The organism is Proteiniborus sp. DW1 (assembly GCF_900095305.1).
Classification (GTDB): Bacteria; Bacillota; Clostridia; order Tissierellales; family Proteiniboraceae; genus Proteiniborus.
The window spans coordinates 1-25,607 of sequence record NZ_FMDO01000005.1 but is presented as its reverse complement, the minus strand read 5'-3'; the positions used below and the strand labels follow the sequence as shown (position 1 = coordinate 25,607).

The 25,607-nt window shown below is 32.9% G+C and carries 21 protein-coding genes; 1 reads left to right on the top strand and 20 read right to left on the bottom strand.

Translation table 11 applies throughout. The features are described 5' to 3' along the window. Window positions 1–26: 26 nt before the first annotated feature. The 20 genes from DW1_RS01015 to DW1_RS15090 all read right to left on the bottom strand — a co-directional run bounded on the left by DW1_RS01015 (window position 27) and on the right by DW1_RS15090 (window position 25,217). Entirely contained in the window at window positions 27–950 is a 924-nt protein-coding gene (locus tag DW1_RS01015; protein WP_074348729.1) for a nucleoside hydrolase, read from the bottom strand. Then, window positions 947–1,885, bottom strand: a complete 939-nt coding sequence (rbsK, locus tag DW1_RS01010; protein ID WP_083605448.1) for a ribokinase — start codon at window positions 1,883–1,885, stop codon at window positions 947–949. The genes DW1_RS01015 and rbsK overlap by 4 nt, the downstream gene beginning before the upstream one ends. Then, window positions 1,885–2,886 (bottom strand): LacI family DNA-binding transcriptional regulator, encoded by a 1,002-nt coding sequence (locus DW1_RS01005; RefSeq protein ID WP_278335712.1) that lies wholly within the window; start codon window positions 2,884–2,886, stop codon window positions 1,885–1,887. Before DW1_RS01005 ends, rbsK begins: the two co-directional genes overlap by 1 nt. 203 nt (window positions 2,887–3,089) lie before the next feature. Next, window positions 3,090–3,734: a fructose-6-phosphate aldolase gene (fsa, locus tag DW1_RS01000; RefSeq protein WP_074348725.1), complete on the bottom strand. Its 645-nt coding sequence runs from the start codon at window positions 3,732–3,734 to the stop codon at window positions 3,090–3,092. A gap of 163 nt (window positions 3,735–3,897) precedes the next feature. Next, window positions 3,898–4,749, bottom strand: coding sequence for a class II fructose-1,6-bisphosphate aldolase (locus tag DW1_RS00995; RefSeq protein ID WP_074348723.1), 852 nt, complete (start codon window positions 4,747–4,749; stop codon window positions 3,898–3,900). A 77-nt stretch (window positions 4,750–4,826) separates the two neighbouring features. Further along, window positions 4,827–5,486, bottom strand: coding sequence for a hypothetical protein (locus DW1_RS00990; RefSeq protein ID WP_143474328.1), 660 nt, complete (start codon window positions 5,484–5,486; stop codon window positions 4,827–4,829). Window positions 5,487–5,636: 150 nt separating this feature from the next. Beyond that, window positions 5,637–6,449 carry a 3-keto-5-aminohexanoate cleavage enzyme gene (locus tag DW1_RS00985; RefSeq protein ID WP_074348719.1) on the bottom strand — a complete coding sequence of 271 codons (813 nt, stop codon included), beginning with the start codon at window positions 6,447–6,449 and terminating at the stop codon, window positions 5,637–5,639. Window positions 6,450–6,452: 3 nt separating this feature from the next. Next, on the bottom strand, window positions 6,453–6,842 hold the full coding sequence (locus DW1_RS00980) for a 3-aminobutyryl-CoA ammonia lyase (RefSeq protein WP_074348717.1): 390 nt from the start codon (window positions 6,840–6,842) through the stop codon (window positions 6,453–6,455). 140 nt (window positions 6,843–6,982) lie between these two features. After that, window positions 6,983–7,366: a response regulator gene (locus DW1_RS00975; RefSeq protein WP_074348715.1), complete on the bottom strand. Its 384-nt coding sequence runs from the start codon at window positions 7,364–7,366 to the stop codon at window positions 6,983–6,985. Between the two features lie 180 nt (window positions 7,367–7,546). After that, window positions 7,547–7,750 (bottom strand): hypothetical protein, encoded by a 204-nt coding sequence (locus DW1_RS15230; RefSeq protein WP_143474327.1) that lies wholly within the window; start codon window positions 7,748–7,750, stop codon window positions 7,547–7,549. Window positions 7,751–7,860: 110 nt separating this feature from the next. Beyond that, entirely contained in the window at window positions 7,861–11,808 is a 3,948-nt protein-coding gene (locus tag DW1_RS00970; protein WP_074348713.1) for a S8 family serine peptidase, read from the bottom strand. A gap of 36 nt (window positions 11,809–11,844) precedes the next feature. Then, window positions 11,845–13,737, bottom strand: coding sequence for a hypothetical protein (locus tag DW1_RS00965; RefSeq protein WP_074348711.1), 1,893 nt, complete (start codon window positions 13,735–13,737; stop codon window positions 11,845–11,847). Window positions 13,738–13,772: 35 nt separating this feature from the next. Continuing rightward, window positions 13,773–14,624: an S-layer homology domain-containing protein gene (locus DW1_RS00960; RefSeq protein WP_074348709.1), complete on the bottom strand. Its 852-nt coding sequence runs from the start codon at window positions 14,622–14,624 to the stop codon at window positions 13,773–13,775. 214 nt (window positions 14,625–14,838) lie between these two features. Beyond that, window positions 14,839–17,415, bottom strand: coding sequence for a sulfatase-like hydrolase/transferase (locus DW1_RS00955; protein ID WP_074348708.1), 2,577 nt, complete (start codon window positions 17,413–17,415; stop codon window positions 14,839–14,841). A gap of 132 nt (window positions 17,416–17,547) precedes the next feature. Then, complete coding sequence (locus DW1_RS00950) at window positions 17,548–19,434, bottom strand: S-layer homology domain-containing protein (protein WP_074348695.1); 1,887 nt, start codon at window positions 19,432–19,434, stop codon at window positions 17,548–17,550. A 171-nt stretch (window positions 19,435–19,605) separates the two neighbouring features. Then, the gene (locus DW1_RS00945; protein ID WP_074348693.1) at window positions 19,606–21,039 is read right to left on the bottom strand and encodes an S-layer homology domain-containing protein; all 1,434 of its coding nucleotides are present in this window, start codon (window positions 21,037–21,039) and stop codon (window positions 19,606–19,608) included. 52 nt (window positions 21,040–21,091) lie between these two features. Continuing rightward, on the bottom strand, window positions 21,092–22,183 hold the full coding sequence (locus DW1_RS00940; protein ID WP_083605443.1) for an acyltransferase: 1,092 nt from the start codon (window positions 22,181–22,183) through the stop codon (window positions 21,092–21,094). 11 nt (window positions 22,184–22,194) lie between these two features. Beyond that, window positions 22,195–23,391: a TolC family protein gene (locus tag DW1_RS00935; protein ID WP_074348690.1), complete on the bottom strand. Its 1,197-nt coding sequence runs from the start codon at window positions 23,389–23,391 to the stop codon at window positions 22,195–22,197. Window positions 23,392–23,907: 516 nt separating this feature from the next. Further along, entirely contained in the window at window positions 23,908–24,948 is a 1,041-nt protein-coding gene (locus tag DW1_RS00930; protein ID WP_074348688.1) for a copper amine oxidase N-terminal domain-containing protein, read from the bottom strand. Window positions 24,949–25,049: 101 nt separating this feature from the next. Next, a complete protein-coding gene (locus tag DW1_RS15090) occupies window positions 25,050–25,217 on the bottom strand; it encodes a Spo0E family sporulation regulatory protein-aspartic acid phosphatase (RefSeq protein WP_083605442.1) in 168 nt (55 codons plus the stop codon). Between the two features lie 115 nt (window positions 25,218–25,332). On the opposite strand from DW1_RS15090, the gene DW1_RS00925 reads away from it, so the two are divergent. Further along, window positions 25,333–25,572: a helix-turn-helix domain-containing protein gene (locus DW1_RS00925; RefSeq protein WP_083605451.1), complete on the top strand. Its 240-nt coding sequence runs from the start codon at window positions 25,333–25,335 to the stop codon at window positions 25,570–25,572. The last annotated feature ends 35 nt before the right edge of the window (window positions 25,573–25,607 follow it).

The window sequence follows — 25,607 nt, the reverse complement described above, 5'->3', positions numbered from 1 at the left end:
ATCCTCTCTTTTGAATTTATAGACATTTACTTCATAATGCTCTGTAAAAACATATCCATGAACTTGTCTTTATTTAACTCTAAAGCTAATTTGACATTTGGTTCTTTATCGTATTTATTGTTAAAATCGCAAATGCTTTGTCCATCACATAGTCTGCTGGAATACTCTACATCTACAAAATAATCTTTCATAACAACAACGTCTTCATCTATGGCTACTGCAACTGCAAGTGGGTCATGAAGTAAGCATCTCCTTACTGTTTTGCCTAATGAAACTCTATTTATATAATGACTAATAACATTTCTTACAAATTGTGTTAAGCTTGAGTCATTTGGAAAATTGTCTAAGTCTGCTTCAAAAAACTGTGCTTTTCTAGTCACATCTAAACCTATTAAATTAATAGGTACACCACTATTCAACACCTCGTAAGCACTTTCGGGATCTGTATAAAAATTGAACTCTGCTACAGCACTTTCATTGCCAGGTCCATTTACTACTCCCCCCATTATATATAATTCCTTTATCTTGCTCTTTATTTGAGGTTCTTTTTCAAATGCCTTTGCAAGGTTTGTAAGTGGAGCAAGCATTATCAGGGATATTTCATTTGGATGTTCATTAACCTGACTTATAATGAAGTCAACCGCATGCATAGAGTTTTTTTCTTTTGTCACAGCTTCTTTTAACTGCCCACCTAAGCCATTCTCTCCATGAATTGACTCACTAAAAGAGATATGCCTAGTCTTAGGAGTATTACAGCCTTCATAAACTTCAATATCTTCCCTACCTAATAATTTCAATACTTTTAAGGTGTTTTCAGTTGCAAGCTCTACTGGCACATTGCCACATACAGTAGTGACTCCTCTAATATCCAGCTTTCCGCTATTAATAGCTAAAATCAAAGCAAGTGCATCATCTATGCCAGTATCTACGTCTATAATAACCTGCTTCAATCTACTATCACCTCGCTTTTCTTATAAAACCCGTAATTGTTAATCTCTTCTATAGTAGGTAGAGAGACCTGAGCTCCATATTTTTGAATAGTTATCGTAGCAGCCTTTTGACCAAATTCAATTGACTTAAATATATTTCCTGTATCTAAATAACTGTGCAAAAATCCTCCAATAAAACTGTCACCAGCAGCTGTTGTGTCTATAACCTTAGCAGTAAAGGGTTTAAAGTGTTGTACTACAGCTTCGTCAACATATATAGCTCCCTTTTCCCCTAGGGTAGTTATTATCTTCGACACTCCCACACTTATTAGATACTTTGAAGCTTCTATGATAGAATCTATATCTTTTATTTCTCTGTTAGATAATCTAGCTAGCTCATGTTCATTGGGAATAAGTATATCAATATTTTTCAATACTTCTTCATCTAGGCAATGGGCTGGAGCAGGATTTAGTATAATTGTCTTTCCAAGTTTTTTTGAAAGTAAAACTGCTTCCTTTACCGTTTCCATTGGTATTTCTTGTTGAAGAAGTACAAACTTAGTTTCTTTTATAGCATTTATATTCTCTTCTAAATAGTTTTTATCTACTTTATCATTAGCTCCTGGAACTACAATAATACTATTGTTTCCTTCATCATCAACAGAAATAAATGCAGTGCCTGAAGAACCTTCTATTGATTTAATAAGGCTAGTGTTTACACCAGATTCTTGCATTGATGATAAGAGTTTTTTTCCGTTTGTATCGTTACCAACCATCCCAAGAAAGCTGACTTTTGTTCCTAGCTTAGCTAGTGCAGCTGCTTGATTGGCACCTTTCCCTCCTGGATTTTCAGTAATCTCTCTGCCAATAACAGTTTCGCCTACTTTGGGAATTTCTTTAGTCTTTACAACAATATCCATATTGATACTGCCAATCACAATGATATCACTGCTCACTAGGTACTCATCCTTTCAACTAACCTATGGTTTAAAACTCGCAATAAATTAGTTTCTTTTTTTTCTATCATATCTATAAGAAGATTAACAGCCTCATGCCCCATGCCGTATATAGGTTGTTTAATAGTAGTTAACGGCGGATCAAAATAGCTACTTATAAATATATCATCAAGACCGATTACTTTGACATGTTTGGGAACATGAATTCCCTTCTCCTTAAGAGCTTTAATTGCTCCGATTGCTATTAAATCATTTCCGCAACAAATCCCATCTATTTTATTATTATCTAGCAGTTTTTTAGCACCAAGATATCCGGTTTCTATAGAATAATCCTTAAGATACACAGCGGCTTCTATATAGGGCATATTGTTGTCCTCTAATGCCTTGATATATCCTTTCAAGCGATCCCTTGACAGAACATTAGTTGTATCAGAGGAAATAAATCCAATATTAGTACAGCCTTTTGATAGTAAATGTGTAGTTGCATCATAAGTACATCCTATGTTATCTACTTTTATTCTGCCAACAGGTTTATCTGTTTCGATATCTCTATCCATTAACACTATTGGCGTGATACAGTTGCTAAAGCAAATATTTTTATTGCTCTCTACAGCAGATATAATAATCCCGTCGACTCTTTTTGACTGCAATACCTGTAGGTATTTTTTTTCCTTGTCCGAATTATTGTCAGTATTACAAAGTATTACTGAATAGCCCAACCTATCAGCCGAATCTTCTACTCCCCTAGCTAATTCACTAAAGAATAAGTTCATTACGTCAGGTACTATTAGCCCTATAGTTTTTGTGTTCTTTATTTTAAGACTTTTAGCTATCGCATTGGGAATATATCCTTCACTTTCTACGATTTTCAAAACCTTTTGTCTAGTTTTCTCGCTTATGGCTTGATCTTTTCCATTTAGTATTTTCGATACGGTAGCAGTCGATACTCCTGCCAATTTAGCTATTTTACTAATACTCATATAATAATCTTTCCTCGCTATCTCAATTTATCGCCTAGGTAATCGTTTACCTAAATTTATTATATATCATTTTCTTAATAATTAAAAGTACTTTTTGTAAAATTATCGAGAAATTTCAAAAATTTTGTCGTTTATTTTAATAAAAAAAGAGAAAATACCTAAAAAGGTAATCTTCTCTTCTTGATACTATCAATTTTATATGCTTAAAATTAGATTATTTGTACTTATTTCGACACGCCTTCCCAATCCTTTAAAAACTTTTCTATACCTATATCAGTTAAAGGGTGGTTTAACATAGCTTGAAATACCTTATATGGTACTGTAGCTATGTGTGCTCCTGCTTTTGCTGATTGGATTACATGCATTGGATGTCTTATACTAGCAGATATTATTTCAGTATTTATTCCATGTAAATCAAATATATCCACTATATCTTCTATCAAGTTCATGCCCTCATTGCTTATGTCATCCATTCTTCCTACAAATGGACTTACATATGTAGCACCTGCTCTAGCTGCAAGTAGTGCTTGGCTAGCTGAAAATATAAGGGTCACATTTGTTTTAATTTTCTTTTTGCTAAGCATGCTAACTGCTTTTAGCCCATCCTTAGTCATAGGTATCTTTATAACTATGTTTTTATGAATTTTAGCTAATTCTAATGCCTCTTCTACCATCTCATCAGCATTTAAACTGATAACCTCTGCACTAATTGGTCCATCTACTATATCTGTTATCTCGTAGATAACTTGTTTGAAATCTCTGCCTTCCTTTGCTATAAGTGATGGGTTCGTAGTAACACCACAGATTACTCCCCAATCATTTACTTCTTTTATCTCTTCTATATTGGCTGTATCAATAAAAAGCTTCAATTTATTTTCCCTCCATTCTTAGCCCTTCGTAAGTAAGGATTACCCTCCCATCTCAAGGTAACAAGTTATAATTGACCTAGCAAATCGTCTCAGGGCTACAAAGTACATATCAGCTTACAGTACTTAATATAACAATATTTCCTAATTCTCAATTAACTATTAACTATGCCCTTCCTGCTGACCCAAACATTATCATTTTCTCAGCTATTATCTTCTGCATAGCTTTTCTTGCAGGGTCTAGTAGTTTTCTTGGGTCGTATTCATTAGGGTTGTTTGTAACTACTTCTCTCACTGCATTAGAAAAAGCAAATCTAATATCTGTATCTATGTTTATTTTATTAACTCCAAGACTTACTGCCTTTTTAATGCTTTCTTCTGGAACTCCTGATGAGCCATGAAGCACTATAGGTATATTTAATCTTTCCTTTATAGCTTTTAGTCTATCAAAGTCTAGCTTTGGCTCTCCTTTATATGGGCCATGAGCAGTACCTATTGCTATAGCTAATGAGTCTACACCTGTTTCTCTAACAAACCTATCAGCTTCATCAACATCTGTGAATGTAGCATCTCTATCTGATACTGTAATATCGTCTTCTGTACCGCCTATTTTCCCAAGCTCTGCTTCAACAGATACTCCTACTGCATGAGCTAATTCAATTATTTTCTTAGTAATTTCAATGTTTCTTTCTAGGTCATATTTTGAACCATCTATCATAACTGATGTAAAGCCATGTCTAATACACTGCATTATTTGAACGAAGTCTGTTCCATGGTCCAAATGTATAACTACTGGCACTTTTGCGTTATTTGCAGCTATTTGAGCCATTTTAGCAATATATTCTACACCTGCATATTTAAGTCCACCCTGACTAGCTTGAAGAATAACTGGCGAATTTGTTTCCTCAGCAGCTGATACTATAGCTTGTACTATCTCCATATTGTTTACATTGAATGCACCTACAGCATATCCATTTTTGTGTGCGTGTTGTAGCACTTCCTTACCTGATACAAGCATTAAAAAAACCTCCTTATATTTTTCTATCTATATTATTAGTTATCTATATGGTAATTTAATAACTTTTTATGACTAGACTATTTGTTCTCTGTATCTTGATTTTGATTTATTGCATCTATACATTCAAATCTGTTTTCGCGAATAATTATCTTATCCTTAGAAACAAAGTTCCAATAGTCCTCATTATTTTCTGCATATATGAGTTTTATACCCTTACATTTCATACATTTTAACTCTATTCTATCTGGAAATATATTCATTTCTATACTGTTTTCTCCACAGCTACATCCTATACGTCCATCATTATCTAGTTCCTTTATCCTGTTAAGTGACTTCATCATTATGTCTGGGGCATTAAAATAATCTAAAAATTCTAATTCTCCATATATGCCATCTGAATTCACTTTAAAATTATCTATTAACTCCCCAGCATCTCCATTATTTACCATGAGACAGATTTCTACTCCTGTTTCTATGCATCTAGTTATTATATTTCCTTTTAGGAGTTGTTTTAATGTATATTTAAATGTATGCTTATCTTCACATACACAGCAGTCTATATCCATCTGCAAAGATTTGTAGTCATTAGCTCTTATAATAGCAATACGCTGGCCACAGCTACAATCTAGATCTGTTACTTTATTTGAAAAAAGCTCAAATAAAGTAGTCTCATGCACATTAAGACTATCACATGTCCCACACCTTACAGCAATAGCTATCTTAGTATTAACAAGCATGGCATTTCCCTCCTTATTATACTTTAATTCTTCATTCACATAATAATTCCTTCTTAAATTAAAATATAAATTCAAAACAAAAAGTAGCTTGTACAGGTACATTACCTGAAAGCTACTTTTTGTATAATAAATAATATTTTTTAATTGTTATTATTTAAGTCCTAATATCTCTCTCGCTTCATCTGGAGTGGCTACTTCCCTACCTAGCTCCTTAGCTATTCTAACTATTCTTTCCACAAGTTCAGCATTAGACTTTGCTAGAACTCCTTTGCTATAATATACATTATCCTCAAATCCAACTCTCACATGGCCTCCAAGAGTTATAGCAGCTACTGCTAATGGAAGCTCAAATCTACCTATCCCTGCAACAGTCCAAGTAGAACCTGCTGGAATACTTTCTACTAAGTACAGTAAATCTCTAAGCTCTGCAGTAATAGCTCCTGGAACACCCATTACAAAGTCAAAATGTAGTGGCGTATCTACTAGTCCCTTTTTAACAAGCTTTAAAGCATTGTTTATCATACCTCTTTCAAAGACTTCAATCTCAGGTTTTACTCCAAGTTCCTTCATTCTTTTTGCAAACTTCTCCATGTATTCTTCACTGTTCATAAATACATCAGAGCCAAAGTTGCAGGTTCCGCAGCTTAGGGTAGCCATTTCTGGCTTTAGCTCAACAGGTTGAAGTCTTTCCTCTGGCGAATGCCATACTGCTCCACCAGTTGAAGGTTGGAATATCACTGGGCATTTAGCTTCGATTTTTTCTTTGATTTCTTTATATACTTCATAATCCTGTGTAGGATTTCCTTCACTATCTCTTGCATGGACATGAACCATAGCTGCCCCTGCCTTATATGCTTCGTATGCTGCCTCTGCTATTTCATCTGGAGTCAATGGTAAATTAGGCTGTTCTTTTCTAGTTACCTCTGCCCCTGTTAGTGCTGCTGTAATGATTAACTTATCCATTTACTATTCCCCCTTTTTTCTTTGCTTATCTTTAGGTACTACACAAGTACCCACTGCTTTACATACTACTATAGGCTCCTCTAGAACATCGCAAGCAGAATCACTAATATCTGGTCTTGGAGCTATGACCTTTCTAGCTTCGAATACCATCTTTCTAGAAGAATTACCAACCTGAGTTATTTCACCTACAGCTTCAATAAAATCTCCTGCATAAACAGGTGCTTTAAATTCAACGCTTTCATATGCTACAAAAAGCCCTTCATCTCCATCATGTCTTATTAATAATTCAGTTGCCACATCTCCAAATAGTTGAAGCATCTTTGCCCCATCAACTAGATTTCCCCCATAGTGAGCATCATGCATACTCATTCTAACTCTTATCATTGCCTTCATAATGTTCCCCTCCTGTTTTTCTCCTTAATTACATTATACAGGATACTCATAATATTTAGCAATTAATTAAGCAATTATGACAATTATTTAGCAAAGCAACAAACAAAGAGAGCATTATCGCTCTCTCTGCTTATCTCTATCTAACTTACCTGCGTATTTTCTATAGAATTTTCTACAAGTTCCTTAACACTGTTTTTAATTTGCTCAATGTCAAATGGTTTAAAAATGATTTTTTCAGGATTTGATTTTTTAATTTCATTGATTAAGTCGCTGTCTTGATAGCCTGTCAAGATTATAGTACCTATACTACAATTAATTTCTTTTATGGATTTTAAAACATCTGTTCCCTTCATTTTTGATAGTTTCATATCTAGTATTACTACATGAGGAGCAAATTTCCAAACATTTTCTATGGCTTCCTCTCCTGTTTCTACAGTCATGACTTCATAGTCTGATTTTAAGATTTCTTTAAGTAATACTCTGATGCCATATTGGTCATCTACACATAAGACCCTAGGATTCACTGAAACTATTCCCCCACAAAAATTCCCCCTTGACCGCTTCAAATATTTAATAAATTTTCAATTTTCATTATAAGTATTTCATCTTTTTAGAATAAATACCTTCCGAAAATATGTTCTGTTCAGAAAAACTTTTCAACCATATTTGACAATTTATTACATTATTATTGTTTTAGTTTTATATTAATCCAAAAAGTTACATGAAATTTTGTAAATAATTGAAAGTAAATGTTGTTTTTTGTAGGAAAAAAATTTAAAAGTATTTACCTTTGCATCCTTATGTTCTAGATATATGTGTATATTTTCCCTTATTTTTGCATTTATTTTCACTGGTATATCTGCTGATATATCATATGCTTTCTTGTCTATGGAGATTTTTATAATCAAAAGATAAAATCAAGACGAGATATGGTCACTACCTCGCCTTGATCTAGTGTTCCTTGATTTGTTTTTCTGAAATTAATTAGATATTTTTTTCTTCAAGTATCCTTGTATTATTATCTTTTAGCTAGGTCTAAGCCTACCTTTTCTGACACTTTATTTCCTACATTATCTTCTATAACAATTTCGAATTCAGTTATACTATCTGCTACTTCAATACTAAATTCTATAGTTCCATCAAAAGGCTTTCTTTCGATTAATCCATATTCTTTTTGAATATATTCTTGGCTACCATTCACGTAAACCTCAAAGTATCCATGGTTTTCTTCTACTTCTAATCTAAACTTAGCAATCTTTGTTGCCGTAACTATATAGTTCCCATTTTCATCATATTTCTCCACAAAACCTTGTGAATTATAATAGGTTAGTGCAGGCACATTATCTTGAGTCACTAATTTCCCTTCATAGTTAACAAATACATTATTAGCTAATTTAACATAAACATCTTTACCTGATGCAATTGCTTGGTTAAATTTATTTTTAGCAACTGTATTTTTAGTTATATAGTCTCTATGATATGCTTCTTGTAGATGTGGTATCACTATAGCAACTCCACCATTAGGCATTTGTTTATCTATAGTTTCTCCATCAGATTCCTCTATTTCTACTTGTACATTCTTGATTACAGGAGCTGTGGTGTCTATATGGAAGTATCTAAATATTTCAGAATTCTGATCTGCATTATCAATAGCAACAAGTCTTATATAATACACAGCATCTTCTAAGTTCTCTACTACTTTATTAAACTGGCCTTCATCATTTATATCTATGTTTACTTCTAATGTATCTTCTTCTATTCCATCTGGAGTAATATAAGCAATTAGGCTCTTAAGTCCCTCTTCAGCCTTTACGCTACCCTTTATTGTTATACTATTAGTTTTATATAGGTCAAATGGCTGTGGTGTTTCGAAGGTAATTGAAGGCTTTTGCCCTATAGTAGATTTAACTGTTGCCCTAGATACATTTCCTGCATAATCTTGAGCCAGTAAAGTAATTTCTGTCTCTTCTGGAACTTCAATTTCCAATTGATATTTTCCATCAATAGTTGGTATTACTACTTCAAGTTCTTTATCGCCTACATATATTGTAAAGTGTGATATTCCTATGCCCCTATCAGAAGCTTCCCAAGTCAATTTGCTGTCTTTATATTTGAGATTTAATATCTCTGGAGCTACTGTGTCTACATGTACAGGATATCTATATACTTGCCAGTCACCATTTTGTGGTTTAGCTTTTATTTCATAAAAGTATAGGCCATCTTCTACAATTTTACCGTTGGCTTTCCCATCCCAACCTCTATTTGATACATATGAAAACCAAATATTTTGGGCATTATAATAAGTCTTTCTTACCCAGCTTTCTGTTTTTATTCTTCTTATTTGCCTTCCACTTCCATCTACTACATTGAACTGTATTTCTTCTGCATTCCTCATGAATGATAGTACTGGAATTATATGAGTATTTGCCTCTTCTTCTTTAGAATCAGGTGAAATTGCTAACCTATCAATAGAGTTGCTAAACCCGTTTACTGGGTCAAAGCCCATATACTGTCCGTTCTGATTTACTATACCTGCATATCCATAGTAGGACTCTTCACCAAATCTAGGCATTCCATCAAGAATTCTTGGACTGTTTTCCCCATACCAGTCTCCATAGAAGCCTACATAAGGAACTACTAGGCTTGGATAAAGTTCTTCTTCCACTTCATCTACAGCAACTTGAGTTGGTGCCACAAGCCTTACAAATCCTTCTACAAACATATTTGGCTCTATAGGAGTCTCTATACCTGGAACTTTTGCATTTGAAATATCTACTTTTAAGGAAATCTCCTTAGTTTCACCAGCATTTAAAGTAACAGATGTATCTCCTGTAACCTTTGCACCAATTAATGGTGCCACATCTAAGAAACTAAGGCCTTGAGGATGTATCCACTCTCCTAGTACATCTACTTCAATATCATAATCAACTGTTCTATCTGAATGATTAGTCGCTAGTAAGTTAATACTAAATACCTTAGAGTCAAAATCCCTTAGTTGTACTTTAGCCTCTCCATCGGCTTTATTTACTACTGTAACTGGAGTAGTTAGTGCGCCTGTTAGGTTCATTAGTCCTGCACCTTGTCTTCTAGGTGAATAAGGATACTCATACCTATCTTTAACAGGCTTTGCTGTATTCATTAATAAAATCTTTGAAAATTCAGACAATTCTTCGTATGACATATTTGGAAACTCTTTTTTCAGACGCTGTAGAACTAAAGCTGTTCCTCCTGAAACATGAGGTGCTGCCATAGATGTACCACTCATAATTCCATAGTTATCGTTCTCAAGAGTTGAGTATATTTTTGCTCCTGGAGCCGTTATCTCTGGCTTCATATCTAAGGTTGGTGTTGTTCCCCATGAAGTGGAATCCGCCATTTCCCATGCATTTGGGTTAGGTACACTGAGTAAGTCTTTTGGGAAAGACATTTCTTTAACTTCTAGTGATTTTAATTCTTTTCCACTTGTATTTCCTATAAATGCAGCTGGTATCTTACCTTCATCTGGATACACCATGCTTATTAAATCATCACCAGCATTGTTATAAACTATAGCTACTGCTGCTCCTGCATTTTGTGCATTCATGATTTTAGAAACGAAGTCAATTTGCCCTCGAGAAATTAGAGCCACTTTCCCATTTAAGTCTTTACCTTCATAATCCTCTGGATATCCAAATCCAACATCCACAAACTCCACAGGTCCATCAAATATTCCTGCCAAAGGAATACTGCCTGCTAGAACATACTGTGCCTTACCATTTTCCCCATAAGCGATATAATTGGTTTGACTATGTGTATTTTCAATAGATGCAACAGATATGGAATCCTTATTTAAGGATGGAGAACCTACCATACCAATATCTGGGTTTTCCCTATAAGGATAGCCATGAATGTATCCATCAGTTGAATGAGCAGCATTCCCTGCTGAAATAGAAAATACAACACCATGCTTTCGTGCATTTGTGATTATCTCATCCATAGCACTATTAGGAATATAAAAACCTGCCGGACTTCCTATACTCATATTGATTACATCTACACCTAGTTTAATAGCGTCATCAATAGCTTTCATATATATATCATCATATGTAGATGGGAAATCAGGATCATTGCTGAATACTTTCATTGCAAGCAGTTGAGCTTCTGGTGCTACCCCTTTAATCTCTCCGTTGGCCCCCACAGTACCTGCAACATGCATACCATGAGAACTAGGGTCTACATTTAATATTGTTTGATTGCGGTCAAAATAGTTGTATCCATATGGTACTTTCTCTGTAAAATATTTTCCTGGAAGTTTTTGAGCATTTACAAATCTCTCATCTAATTTTGCTTCAACACCTTCTGATATTTTCATATCTTTATGTGAAGGATCTATTCCTGTATCGATGATGGCTACAACCATACCTTCTCCCTTGTATCCAAGATTATCCCAGATATAGTAGGAGCCTATCATATCATTACTAGTTATCATCTCTGGATTTTCAGGTCTAAAGTATTCATTTGCTATATATACATCTTTAACTCTTGGATTAGCTTTTATCTTTTCTATTTCTTCTACTTTTGCCATACTACTAAAGGCATTGACTGCCACAGTCATATTGTTTATAGTATCTAAATATATTCCTTGCTCTGATAATTCATTTTGCAAAGTTCTTTGACTATCTAGTACTGTTCCTTCAAGCTTAAGCTTTCTGTCACTGGAAAGCTCTGAATATTTTCTAACATTTCTCTGACTATAGGAGATTGCTGGTTCATCTTTTAGTTGGACAATAATTCTTACATAATCATTGTCTTTGTAAATATCATCATATGTCACTACATCTATTTTATCTGGCTCCTTAGGAAACATATTAACTTCTTTAAAACCATCTAATAAGTCATCTGCTTCTCTAGGCGCAGCATAGGAAACTATTCCTGAAGTAACCAGCACTAAAACTAATAGAAACGATAAGTATTTTTTAATTCTCAAGATTTTTCCCTCCTTATATTAGTTTACAATTATAGTTTATTCCATTATATTTTCTATTCTTACTATTGCATTGCCATAAGCATCGTAGAGAATGATGTCAACTTTATTTACACCTTCTATGTGTTGAACCAAATCCTTTGGTGCCTCTCCAAAGCCTGCCATATCTGTAGTCACTTCAACATCACTGTTTCCTACAGTATACACTACTGCGTATTTACTAGCATTTTCATAGCCTTTTGCTATTTCCTTATAAGCTATTAACTTGCCTAGTCCAAAACCATCTCCAAGTAATTGATCCTTAAAGAATTCAGTCAATATGACTTTCTCCATTACTTTTACAGTTGCCTTTACCTTTAATTCTATACTTGGATTTTCTTCTACTCCTTCTGGTAGTTCAAAAGTAGCTACTGCATTATAATTACCTGGTAAGTTGCCATTGTAGCCTTCTATTTCCCATTCTAAATCTACTGTATAAGATTTTCCTATATTGTCCTTTATGGTTGTTGTTGGAGATAGTTTGGCTATTGCATCTGCTTTAGGAGTCCCAAATTCTACGCTTACATCTTCTACTGGTTTTATATAGGCAATCATTGTAGTATCTAATACAACTGATATATTTCCCTTAAGGTCTTCTGCCTTTGTACCATGTGGCACTTGAATTCTCCATTGAGATATATCTGTCTCTATTTTATTGGCTACTTTACCATCTACATATACAGCTTTAACAAAAGATACATACTCTGCTTTTATCTTTATGTTTGCATATGTGTTTCCAGTGATTTCACTCTTTCCTACAAATACACTTTCTACTTCCATTGGCCATTCTGGTTCAACTACAGGTGCATATACTTTTACTATAGCTTCTACTTTTAGGTCTAATCCGTCAGGTTTTACAACTCCAGCTGGTAGTTCAAAGGTTCCTATGGCTTTGTACTCGCCTTCTATATCTTTATTGTAATTTTCTATAGTCCAGTTTAGTTTTACAGTATGAACCTTATCCCTGCTATCTAATATAGTAGTAGTCTTAGATAGTTTTTCTTTTACTATCTTTTCAGCAGTACCTACCTCTACTTCTATACCTTGTACTGGAGTTATGCTTACTAGTTTAGCAGGTTCTTCTGCTGGTTTTAAAACAGTAAAAGTATAATCAGCTTCAGCCAAAGTCCTATCTTTATCTAAATCTTCTAATAATAGTTCAATTGAAAATGTTCCTTCCACATCAGGAGTAAATCTTATCTTAGTAATTAAGTTCCAGTTAGGAGTTAAAGTAAGTCCATCTTTTGGTCCGAAGTAGCCCGTTAGAGGTATTCCTTTCCAAGTACCGTCTTCTAAGTATTCCAATTTGCCAGTACCACCAGTTATGGTATACTCAAATGTAGCTCTATAATCTATATTGCCCTTTCCATCTCCATAAGCCCTAATATCATAGTAAGCAGTTTCACCTAATTCCAATGTTTCTGGCCCACCGATTTCAATAGTATACTCTGAATCTTTACCTTCTTTAATTTCAACTATAACTGCCTTCCCATCAATTACTTTTAGTTCATGAGTACATTTAATTTCTCCATCTACTTTGTATTCCTCTTTGTCCATAATTTGAGCTAATAAAAATAAATTGTTTAACATTGCAAGACTATAATCCAGTACCTTGCCATTGAACAGCTTTACATATACAGGTCTTCCCTTTTCCTCTGCAGCTCCTACATGTTCCCTTATTGCGTTGTAGAGAGTGGAATCCTCATCTTCTATGGACTGCCTAATTGCTTCTGCATAGTCTACAAATACCATGTTGCCATTATCGTCTTGAAAACAAACAGCTTCTATTAAGCCATCTGCCCCATCATTGGATGCTAGTCCTATTGCTGGGAATACCATCAATACAGCCATCATCAATGAAAGTAGCCTTTTTACAAAAAATTTTTTCTTCAATGTAAACCCTCCTACTAATTTTTTTATAAGACTTCCTAGTTATCTAGGATATCTTCCACAACAACAGTAGCCTTAGATTCTGCTCCATTTTCTAAAACTGCAATTTCAACAGTATCTCCTATATTTAATTCTAGAGATGTGCCCTTCCATTTCCCTTCTTTTTCATCATATGTTAGGTCTTTGCCGTTAGCTTTTACAGATAATGGTTTTACTCCCTTATTCCATACTACTTGTATATAAGTAATGCCAAAAAAGTCTTGTTTTGCTATTAGTTTTACTTCTTCTTTGCTTATTATATTGTTTAAAGCATATATAGCTTCTCCTCTAGTTATATTGTTTAGTGGTTTAAATGTCCCGTCTGGAAACCCTACCATGTATTTAGCAGTAGTTACAGCACCTATATATCCTTTACTCCACTTTATTTGGTCTTTGTCTTTAAATCCTTCTATAGCCTTTTCGTTTAAGCTTAGATTTGTTATCTTTGTAATAATAGTAGCTGCTTCCTCTCTAGTTATTGGGGCATCTGGCCTCACAGTCCCATCCTGATAGCCATTTATATATCCTGCAGCCTTTGCAATCTTCACAGCTTTCGCATACCAGCTGTCCCCTGATACATCTATATAGTCTATTTCCGTCTCTTCCGTAAACTTAAGCGCATTATTTACTAGGCTCATGAATTCAGCCCTTGTGATATAGTTTTGAGGTCTAAAGGTACCATCTGAGTATCCACTTACTAATCCCTTTTCAATCCATTGAGTAATTACATCTTCTGCCCAATATCCAGCTATATCACTTGCACTTGCATAGGCTTGTAATGGCATCATAGACGTGAATATGACTATTACCAACATAAAGCATATTAGTCTAATTAGTTCTTTATAATTCATCTGTAAATCCCCCCTTTACACTTCATTTATTGGTTATTATTTTTAAAAGTATTCTTTCATGTTCCTCCTTTCTTTTTTTATAATATATATTAGGACTAGCTTTGTTTTATTCATTTTTCCACGATTAATTTAAACTTTTTTTAGACAAAAAATATAGCCCTTAGGATTGCTTTTCCTAAGGGCTATATTTTTCACTTGTATTAAAAACCCATCTCTATGGCAATATTTCATCAGTATAAAATCCATCTATTCCTTTTGCTTCTAGTTCTTTTCTTAGTTCAGAGTCATTAATGGTATGAGTATACACAAAAATATTCTCTTTCTTTAGTTTTTCTGGAAGTACTGTTCTTGCCCTTTCTATCGGCATAGTAATAGCAAAGATCTCATGTCTCCTTACAAAATCTATCAGCTCTTCATCTGGATATGTTGATGCATATAGGGTCAGTATAATATTTGAATAGCCTAAACCTTGTACAGGAATAAATTCGTCTAATTTATATATCTGTGGTATGAACTGGTTTATTAAATCTGGATACTTTTCCTTAATAAGTTTTAAAGCCTTTTGATTTTCGCTTTTTATATCAGTTACTATATATACATCCTTATGCTCATAAAGCCACTCTGCTAAATCCTCTATGGTCATCTGAGTAAGGCCATTTATCATATTAAGATTCTTAAATTCCTCAGTAGTATACATTTTAGGCTCTACAGAGAAAAGTTCTTCAACTCTCTCTTCCCAGTCGTGAATGAGAACTAGGTTTTCATCAGAAGTCCATTGAAAATCTAGTTCAATGAACTTATATCCATTCTCATAGCTTTTATCAATAGCCTCCCTTGAATTAGTATAGTACAAGCCGTTTATTTGCCCACCTGCATGAGAAATCAATTTTTCTGGTGTAAGATTCTTATTTGCATTATCGGTTCCATTAGATGATTCTTTTCTATCTTTAATATATTCACTTAGCAAGTCATTTTTTAAGATATAATTTGACTCATTTATCATTTCAATAGCTCTCTCATAGTCCTCTCTACATTTACTTAAGTCTATGGCTTCTCTAGTATTTATATTCCAAGCCCTACTATTTTTGAATATCCCATCTCTAGACATGGAAAATACCATATTTTCTTTAATATAGGAGCCCTTTAACATGTACGTCTGTTGAGCCACAAAGCCTTCCTTAGCATTTACTAAATCTTGTCCTAGCATAATACCCTTTGTATTTTCAACTCCTAGTAAGTTTAATACAGTAGGCAGAAAATCTATTTGACCACCTGTAATACTTATTCTCTGGTTTATATCTGACCCGGGCATATGAATAATTAATGGCACTTTCATCATTTCATCGAAATCATATTCAAACCCTAGGTATTCAGTCATAATTCTTTTATTTTCTTCATCTATTGAAGATAATCCAAAATGGTCTCCGTATATGTTAATTATTGTGTTTTCATAAAGTCCTTCTTGCTTAAGCCTCTCAATAAACTCACCTAAAGCAGCATCTGCATAATTAATGGATTGAATATAATTTCCAAACAAAGTCCCTTCATGCTCTTCCATTAATTTGATTTTCTTATATATATCAGGCATTTCAAATGGATGGTGACTAGATAGGGTAACTAGAAATGCATAGTAAGGCTCTTTCATAGCTTTTATATAGTCAGTAGACTGGGAGAAAAACTCACTGTCATTTATGCCTAAACCTATAATAGGCTCTTTAATAGTATAATCTCCATCACCATTATAGTATCTGTCAAATCCCTGATATGGATAAGCCTTATCCCTATTCCAAAAAGAAGCTTTATATCCATGAAAGGCAGCTGTGCTATATCCATTATCCTTTAGTATCCAAGGTAGTCCATAAAAAGTGTTATTGTAATATTTTAGATAGGTTTGACCATCCATGGCAGGATACAATGAATTATGTGTAACAAACTCTGCATCAGAGGTATTGCCCCTGCCTAGTTGCTGATAATACTTATCAAAATATATACTATTTTCTTTTATTAGATTGTTTAGATTAGGCGTTAATTCCTGCCCGCTGTATTCCCTATTTATCACAAAGTTCTGCAAACCTTCCACTTGAATAGTAATTATATTTTTACCTCTGGCTACCCCATAAAAGTTTTTCTCTTTATTAATTGTTTTTTCTATTGATTCTTTTAGCAACTGGTCTGTATCCCTGACCTCTTCCTTAGAAAAGATAGTGTTGTATACATCACTTATATGATAAGTAAAAAACTCTTGTCTAGATAAATTGATATTTTCACTAAAGTTATTTACAGAAACTATTGATAAAATTAATATAGCTAATATACCTAGTACAATACTAAAAGATTGTTTTCTACCTAAAAAAGTACTATATGTTGATTTAGTTTTTCTAGTGAAGATATAATAAATAATAATGGGTATTATGTCAGCTACTATCAAAATATCTGTTGGCTTTACCACATATAATATGCTTTCACCAACTGTTCCCAGTTGACTGAACTGCTTTAGTACAACTACAGATGTAAGCTGATTAAAATACCTAAAATATGCCACATCTGCAAACATTATTAAAGAAACTAATGTATATATAGCTACGAAAACTATGTCTTTCTTTTTTCCTTTTAATATATTAGTTAATGCAATAGCAAAAATAATATATATTAAACTTATTAGGCTTAAAATAACACTTAACTTTCCACTTCCAATAAAAGAACTAAAAATAAGTGCTTTTATAAAGAAAAGGATTAGAAGTGCAATAAGCTCAATTAGATATTTTCTCTGTATTTTAATAAGTGTATTCATTAGTACCATCCTCACAAAGTATAATTTGTATCACATAGAAATTATATAATACAAACTTTATCGTCGCAACTTTAGAATAAAAAACCCAAGGCTTGAGATTTTATCTCACCTTAGGTTTTATATAGTTAATCTTTATTTTTCATATGGTAAAATTATGCTTTTTGCTTCTATGAAAGTATCATTATAATCACCTACAATGATTAATTCATCTCCAACTTCTAATTTACTTTCACGTACTGTATTTCCATATAAATCTATAAATACAGTATCTCTAGAATATACTATAGTCTCCTCAGATAAAGTGCTATCTCCATCAACTGTTACAGTGATTATACTATGCTTTGTTGTTATACTGCTTATGTTTCCTATGATAATTTGATTTTTCTCTCTAGTAGTAGCATAAACAGATACTATTTCATCGCCTTCTACTGAAAAGTCTGCATAATACCCTACTTTCAAATCATAAAGCTCTGCTCTTTCTTTATCAAGTCTTATAGTTGCTCCAAGTCCAAGATAATAAGTCTCTTTTTCACCCTTGCTGTTCATTATAGTGATCTCAGGTTTTTTAGCTTGAAGTATAGATACTATATAACCTTTCCCTTCTTTTTTAACAATCTTCGCTTCTATATCAGTTATTACTCCATCTTCAATATCTACAGTTACTTTATCGCCTTTTCTAAGGTCTGTAACCTTTGATTTGCTTTTGCTTCTATATATAGACACATCCTTGTCTATAGGATATTCAAATATTTCTTTATCTTCATCTTCAATAACCAATGAATACTCACTGGATGTTAGTTTAATTTCTTTAATAATGCCTTCAATTTTTAAATATTTACTCACTGCTTCTATTTCAATAATCTTACTGTTTCTTACTATTATATCAATAGAATCACCTGATTTTAAATCTTTTAAAAATGCCCTTTCTCCATTTAATGTTATGTCCACATTAGGGTCTAGATAAAAAGCTTTTTTATCAGTTGTTTTTGATTTTTTGTCAGTAATATATTCTATAGTAAGCATTTGAGGGCTAGATGTAGAAATAGATTTTATCTTTCCTGTATATTCTTCATTTATTCCTTCTGCTTCAAATGATACTACTTTATTATCCTCTGTAACTTCTGCTGTAAACTTGAGTCCTTCAATAAGCTCTTTGTAGTCTACTTTTTTGCCATCTAGTTTTACAGCAGTCTTCTCATTGACTATATATGTAGTTTTATTTCCTAGTCTATCTTCATGTGTAACATATAGCTCATTTGGAGCTCTTAGTACACTAGATATAGTACCAGTAATAGTCTTTACTGCTAATGTTTCATGACTTTCTAACGGCCTATTTAATAGAAGGTTTGAAACCAAGTAATCATATCCTATGGATAGCATCTTTGCCATTGCATCTCTTTTTATAGGAGATGTAGGGTTGAACTTTCCTTGTGCATCTCCTTCAGGATTTATGATACCTTTATTAATCATCATGTATACATATTTTTGATCTTCTGTGCTGATAAAGTCTGTATCCTTAAATGTTAGCCTAATTATAGTTAGTTTTTTAGCTTCTTCATCAAGAGCCATAGCTTTAGTTAACCAACGAGCTATCTCTACTCTTTGAGCTACAGTTTCTTTATTATTTAAGTAAAAGCCTTTTACTTCGTTTTCAGTTATTATTCCTGCAGCTAAAGCTACTGCTACTGCATCTTGACCCCATGATGGAATATTTTGCTTAGTTAAAAAGCTTTGATATGTTTGTCTTGCCTGTGCTGTTTTAGATGAATCTATTCCCATCATTCTAGCCATCATAACAACTGCTTGTAACTTAGTCACATCACCATTTGGGTTAAAATTTCCTGCTCCATCTCCTGTAATAATACCGGCCTTACTAACTTTATCTATGTAGTTCTTAGCCCAATGTGTGCTAGGAACATCTTTAAAGTTTTGTGCAAATGCTGAAGTACTTGTAAAGATGAATAATAAAGCTAGTACAAGTGAAAGTTTTTTTAGATGCTTTGCTGTTTTTCTGTACATAAAATACATCGCCCTCCCTTTTATCTTTAATAGATAATATATTCTTTAAATAATACCTAAATCCTTCTAACTTCGATAAAATAAATGAAACTTAGAACATTTTCTTGCTACTTTCAATGTATCACCTAATACTCTAGACGAAAAGAGAGAATATTTGTTCCGTAAGTTATGCTATAAATTATGATTATCTAAATCTAGTTTAAATTTTTCATAGACTCTTTTAACTAATATAATCCCTTGCTCCCTTGTAACATTGTCCTTAGGAGCTACTCTATTGCTGCCTACACCAATTAATATATTGTGGTCACTTAAAAAACTAATAGGCTCTAATGCCCAATTAGAAATCTCAATAACATCAGCAAAGTAAATATGAGACCTATCTTCTATTAAAGATTCGTCTAATTTCTCTAATGTCCTATATATCATAGTAGCCATTTCTTCCCTAGTAATATTAGCTTTTGGTAAAAACTGTGTTTCATTAACTCCATTTACTAAACCTAATGCATTTGCCTTTAGCACTTCTGGATTATCTGTATCTGTAAAGATATTAAAATCAGGTAACTCTGCTTTATTATCTGACATTGCTTCATATAAGTTTACTAATAACTCACAAACCTCTTCTCTAGTTAGATACTGATGAAGGTTTGCAATAATACTATCTGTAACTAAGTTATATTCCCTCGCTTTCTCAACTTGGTCTATTCCCCAGCTTAATGGAAGTATATCATCAGTATAGAACCCATCTACTCCACAAAGCTCTAGTTCCTGTCTTAGCTCTTGGCTGTTGATTGTGTGTGCATATACGAAAACACTTTCTTCCTTTAGCTTTCTTGGCAGTTCTGTCTTTGCTCTAGCTATTGGCATAGTAATGGCAAAAACCCTATGTGCTTTAACAAAGTCTATTAGCTCGTCATCGGAATAGTTAGATGCATACAGAGTTAATATAATATTTTTATATCCCAATTCTTTTACAGGTACAAACTGTTCAATCCTATATATTTGTGGAATAAACTGAGCTACTAGGTCAGGATACCTATCTTTTATATATCCTAACGCTTTAACATTGTCATACTTAATATCAGTAACTATATATACGTCATTGTGTACATGAAGCCATTCTGCTAAATCATCCAAGATCATTTGAGTAAGTCCTTCTATCATATTAAAGCTTTTAAACTCTTCAGTGCTGTACATTTTAGATTCTACACCAAAGGCAGTATTCACATATCCATCCCAATCATGGATAAGAGCTAAATTTCCATCAGCAGTCCACTGAAAATCAAGTTCAATAAACCTGTACCCATTTTCATAACTTTTATCTATAGATTCCTTTGAGTTAGTATAAGATTTACCTTTTACTCTTCCTCCAGCATGAGAAACTAATACCTCAGGTACAAGCTCTACTTGCTCTAATTCAATCTTGTTTATAATTTCTTTGGTGTCTACTATATTTGCATCAGTCTTTATATCATTTTCATTGTAAGCTCTATAAAAATCTACACCATATGAGATTGCTTCGCTATCTGAAAGCATAGTAATCATAAAAAAACATACTATGACTACTAGAATCTGTCCCTTCTTTAAACCAAAAACTTTTCTGTTCATATTCGTAAAATCAACTCCATATATTATTTGTTTTCTATTATTATATCTCATTTTATTTAGGAACAGCTTTATTTAGTATTGGTATCTTTTGCAAGATTAGAACTACTAGGTGAGATACAAGGAATGTAATAATACTTACTAATGGAATTCCTATTATGGGGTTAAATGATGAAGCTTTTATGCTAATACCTAATTCGCCAGAATAGATAATATCTAATACAAGCAAATGTACCAGATATATGCCAAAGCTGGTCTTATTGAAGCTTGATATTATGGTATTTAGTATAGGAATATTATCTATGACTCTATCCCAATGGATATTCTTAAATAATATGTATACTGATATAGACATGACTATAACATTAGGAGCTAAATATGAATATAAGTGCTCCACAAGCTGTCCTACATTATTCACAGTCAATAAGTACGTTCCATAGGCAGTTACTACAAATCCTAAGAAACCAAAGATATATGCTATTTTCCTTTGCTTTTCTGAAGGATTGTACCTTTCTAGCAAGAAGCCTAATATATAATAGCCTAGGCTCCAATGGAAAAAGCTTAAATTAATGCCTATATTATAAACTGTAAACTTTTCTAAAAATACAATTACCCCATTAGATATAAACCATATGACTATAAAGTAAATAAAATTATCCTTTTTTACATTATTTACATATGGCTTAATAATAGGTGTAATCAAATATAGTCCAATTAGCATATAAAGATACCATAGATGAATATGTACATTGCCTGTGTAAAGATTTGTTAGAAACAACTTAAGTAATGACATATCCCACTGGATACCTAATTCGCTTTTTCTTAGCATATTAATTAAATATAGAAAACTCCAAAAAATCAAAGGAAATATTACTTTTGAAAGTCTTTTCCTCAGAAATAGGAGTATACTTTCTTCCCTGTCACTACAAAGCATAAGCCTACCGCTAATTAGAATAAGTACAGGTACACACCATCTGGTGGCGGAGTCACCCAGGTTGCCTATCCACCACCATCTGGCACCATAAGTATTCATATTTGCTGCAAACGGAGCTGATATATGCAGTATCACAACTGCATATATCGATAAAATTCTAAGAACATCTATGTGCAAAATCCTAGGATTTTCACTTGATTTAATGGGAATCACTCCTTAAAATGCTAAAACCCACCGCCTATTGTATTTTTTCCTAAACCTATAGCATATTTAAAATCTAATAAGGCAAGATTGTATGCATGTATTTGTTTAGTAAGGCTTTTCTTAGCATCCATTAAGTCTATTCTAGCCTTGGTCACATCGTTTGAAGTGTTTTGACCTAGGCTATAGCTTAATTCAGTTAGTTCATATGCTTTTTGAGCATTTTCTACTGCCTTTTCATAAGTTTTTATCTGTTTCTCTGCTGTGATTAAGCTATGGTAAGCAGATCTCACTGCCATCTCCACCCCATTTTTAGTTGTATCTAGGTTTTTGGCTGCTTGCTCTACTGCTATTTCCTGTTCTCTATACTTGTATTGATTTGGAGTAACATGTTTTGCTTTTACAGCTTTAAGCGTAAGCTCAGAAAGCTCGAAGCTTTCCTTAGCAGCTTTAAGCATAGCACTATTTTCATTGGCAACTTCTATAGCTTTCTCTAGTTCTATATCTTCATGTGTTTTATACTCTATCTTGTCTGTTAATTTTACCTTTTGTCCTAAAGAAAGTCCTAAAGTATTATTAAAGCTCATCCTTTGCAGTTCATATCCCATTATAGCCATATCAAGACCTGACTGGGCTTGAGATACTGCAAGTTCTACTGATAAAAGCTGTTGGTGCGATATGCTTCCTAACTCGTACATTTTTTTACTTTGCTCATATTGTTTATTGGCTAACTCCAAGCCTTCTCTTGCTATTTCCATATCTATTTCACTTTGTAATAAATCAAAGTAGGCTTTTTCTACATTGTATTTTATCTCATTTTCCTTTATTTCTTTATTCCATACTGATATTTGCCTTGTTAGCTTAGCTTGTCTGTCTATAACTCCTAGCTCTACTAACTCACTTTCTATAATAGGTATGACTTCTTCCCTAATTTCACCTCTTATATCGTCAGGTAGATTGTTATATTCCTCAATTTGATCTTTAATATCTCTTGCTCCACTTCTACTCTGTTCATATTTTAGCTGTGCTGCTTTCATTTCTAAGTCTTGTATTTTTACATCTCGACTATGTTTTAACGCATAGTCTATAGCGTCATTAAGGCTTAGTTGTATCTCTTTATTTGGATCTATTTCATTACTAACACTGCCCTCTGCATATGTAACAATACTCATTGAAAAAAGCATAACAATAGCTACAGTAAGTGATAAAAATTTTTTCACAATAAACTCCTCCCATCCATAATGTTTACAAAAACATGTATTTTCCTAGATTATAGCACAATTGTACCTATAACATCAAGGTGAGTGCTACTATATTAGATTAAAATCCTAAGAATATTACTTCAAAATATTAAAACTTTATTTTATACACATACTTTACTGATTATATAATTAGTATAAACGCTATTTTCAAACTTATAGGATATTCTCCAAATTTTTGTCATTGATTACATAACCAATTTGGTATAAACTTTAAATATAGATTGACTTAGCACTTCAATCTATATATTAATAGTATTTACTTCTACAACTGGCCAAGCAATTTGCTTGGCTTTACATAGAAAAGTGAACCAAATCTCTAAGAATTGGTTCACTATATTTACTTTCGATTTAGAAAAACATATAAAGTGAAAACTATCTCATTAAAATCAAAAGAAAATATCCATTTAATATCTGCCCTAGCTTATTCTAGTCTTAATTTGTGTCCACAAACCTACTAGTTATTAACTTGATATATTAGTTCTCCTCCATATGTACATTTCCTCTTGAATCGAAATCAAAATAATATTTTGTATAATCATCTTTAATATATCCATACACATCAACATATGAGTATTCATATACTATTTCTGAATATAACTTCTCTAGGTAATCTTCTATTTCATATTTTTTTAAATAGTCTAAATCGTCATCATCAGTCTCAACATATACTCTAATCATGTCTTTGTTACCTGATAACGTTATATCAAAATATACGCCTCCATAGTAATCATGTTTTCTGTTTAGATAATCTTCCAACTCATCTATATCATATGCATACCTGTGCTCCTTAATCTCTACTACTAATTTCCCCTTTGAGTTTAGATAGAATTCTACAAGCACTTCATCTTCGTGGCTGTCCTCTATAAATCCAGTTATGTCTGCATCTTTAAAATTATATAAAATATCGTCAACTACGTCTTCAATATAGCCTTCTATTTTAGAAGTAGTCAATGAATTCCATCTAGAATAATCATCATCAAGATCTACATAAATTTCAACTTCGATATCATCCTTGTCTCCATATAACTCAATATCAAATGAAATTTTCTGATATACACCATGTTCATCATTAAGATAGTCTTCCAATTGACTAAAGGTATACTTAGAACCTTTTTTTGTAGTTGCTAGTTCAGCTTCTAGCTTTGCAACTTTTGTTTCTAATTCATTTATTTTATTTTGTCTTTCAATTAATTGTTGAGATAAATATGTAACATATGCATCATTTTGATTAGGTCTGTCAGTAATGTCTATTCTTAGATTTGCTCCATCCCATTTAATATCTTTATTAAATATATTACTTATAGCTCTTACAGGAACATATGTAGTACCATCAACTATAAATGGCTTCACATCCATTTGTACTAGCTGATTATTGACAAAAATCTTAATATCGCCAAACCAAGCCTTTAGGTTTTTATAAGTACCTTGTGCAAATGCTACTGATGTTAAAAACATAGTTAGTGCCAAGACAGTAGTAACAATTACTGCCTTCTTTTTCTTTGGCAAAGCTTTCATCTGTTACCATCTCCTCACTTTACTTTTTATTAACATCTTATTACAAAAACCAGCATTTGTCAAAGATACTAGAATGTATCCATGAAAAATATCTGAGTGTGTCAACCACAAAAACCGTGTCTTTGCTTTTCTCTACCATATTCATATATAACCTTATCTAATTCTAGACTGATATTAAGTAACTTCTCTAAGTCGTAGTTATTAATATCATCACTAAGCTTGTTTAGTTGTTCTTTTAGTTCTTCTACATGTCCCTCTGCACCATTCATATATAGATTCCCCCAATTATTTTATAAAACTTGCTTATAAAGCAAATTATAACATTAAACTTGCTCTATAATCAAGTTTATAAATAGATAATTAGGTGATTCTTTTATGACTAATATGAGAAATTCAAATGAGAAAAACTTAATAGGCAATCGTGTTCGTCAAGCTCGTCATAGAGTTAAGCCTAAAGTAACTCAAATAGACCTTTTAGCTCGTCTTGCTGTCCGTGGCATTGAGTTGGATAAAACTACTATATCTAAAATTGAAGCAAAAACAAGACCAGTAACTGACATTGAGCTTGTAGCTATTGCCGATGCTTTGGGGGTAAGTGTACTATGGTTATTGGGTATGGAATGATTTAAAAAGGTTCTATACTAATACATGATATATGG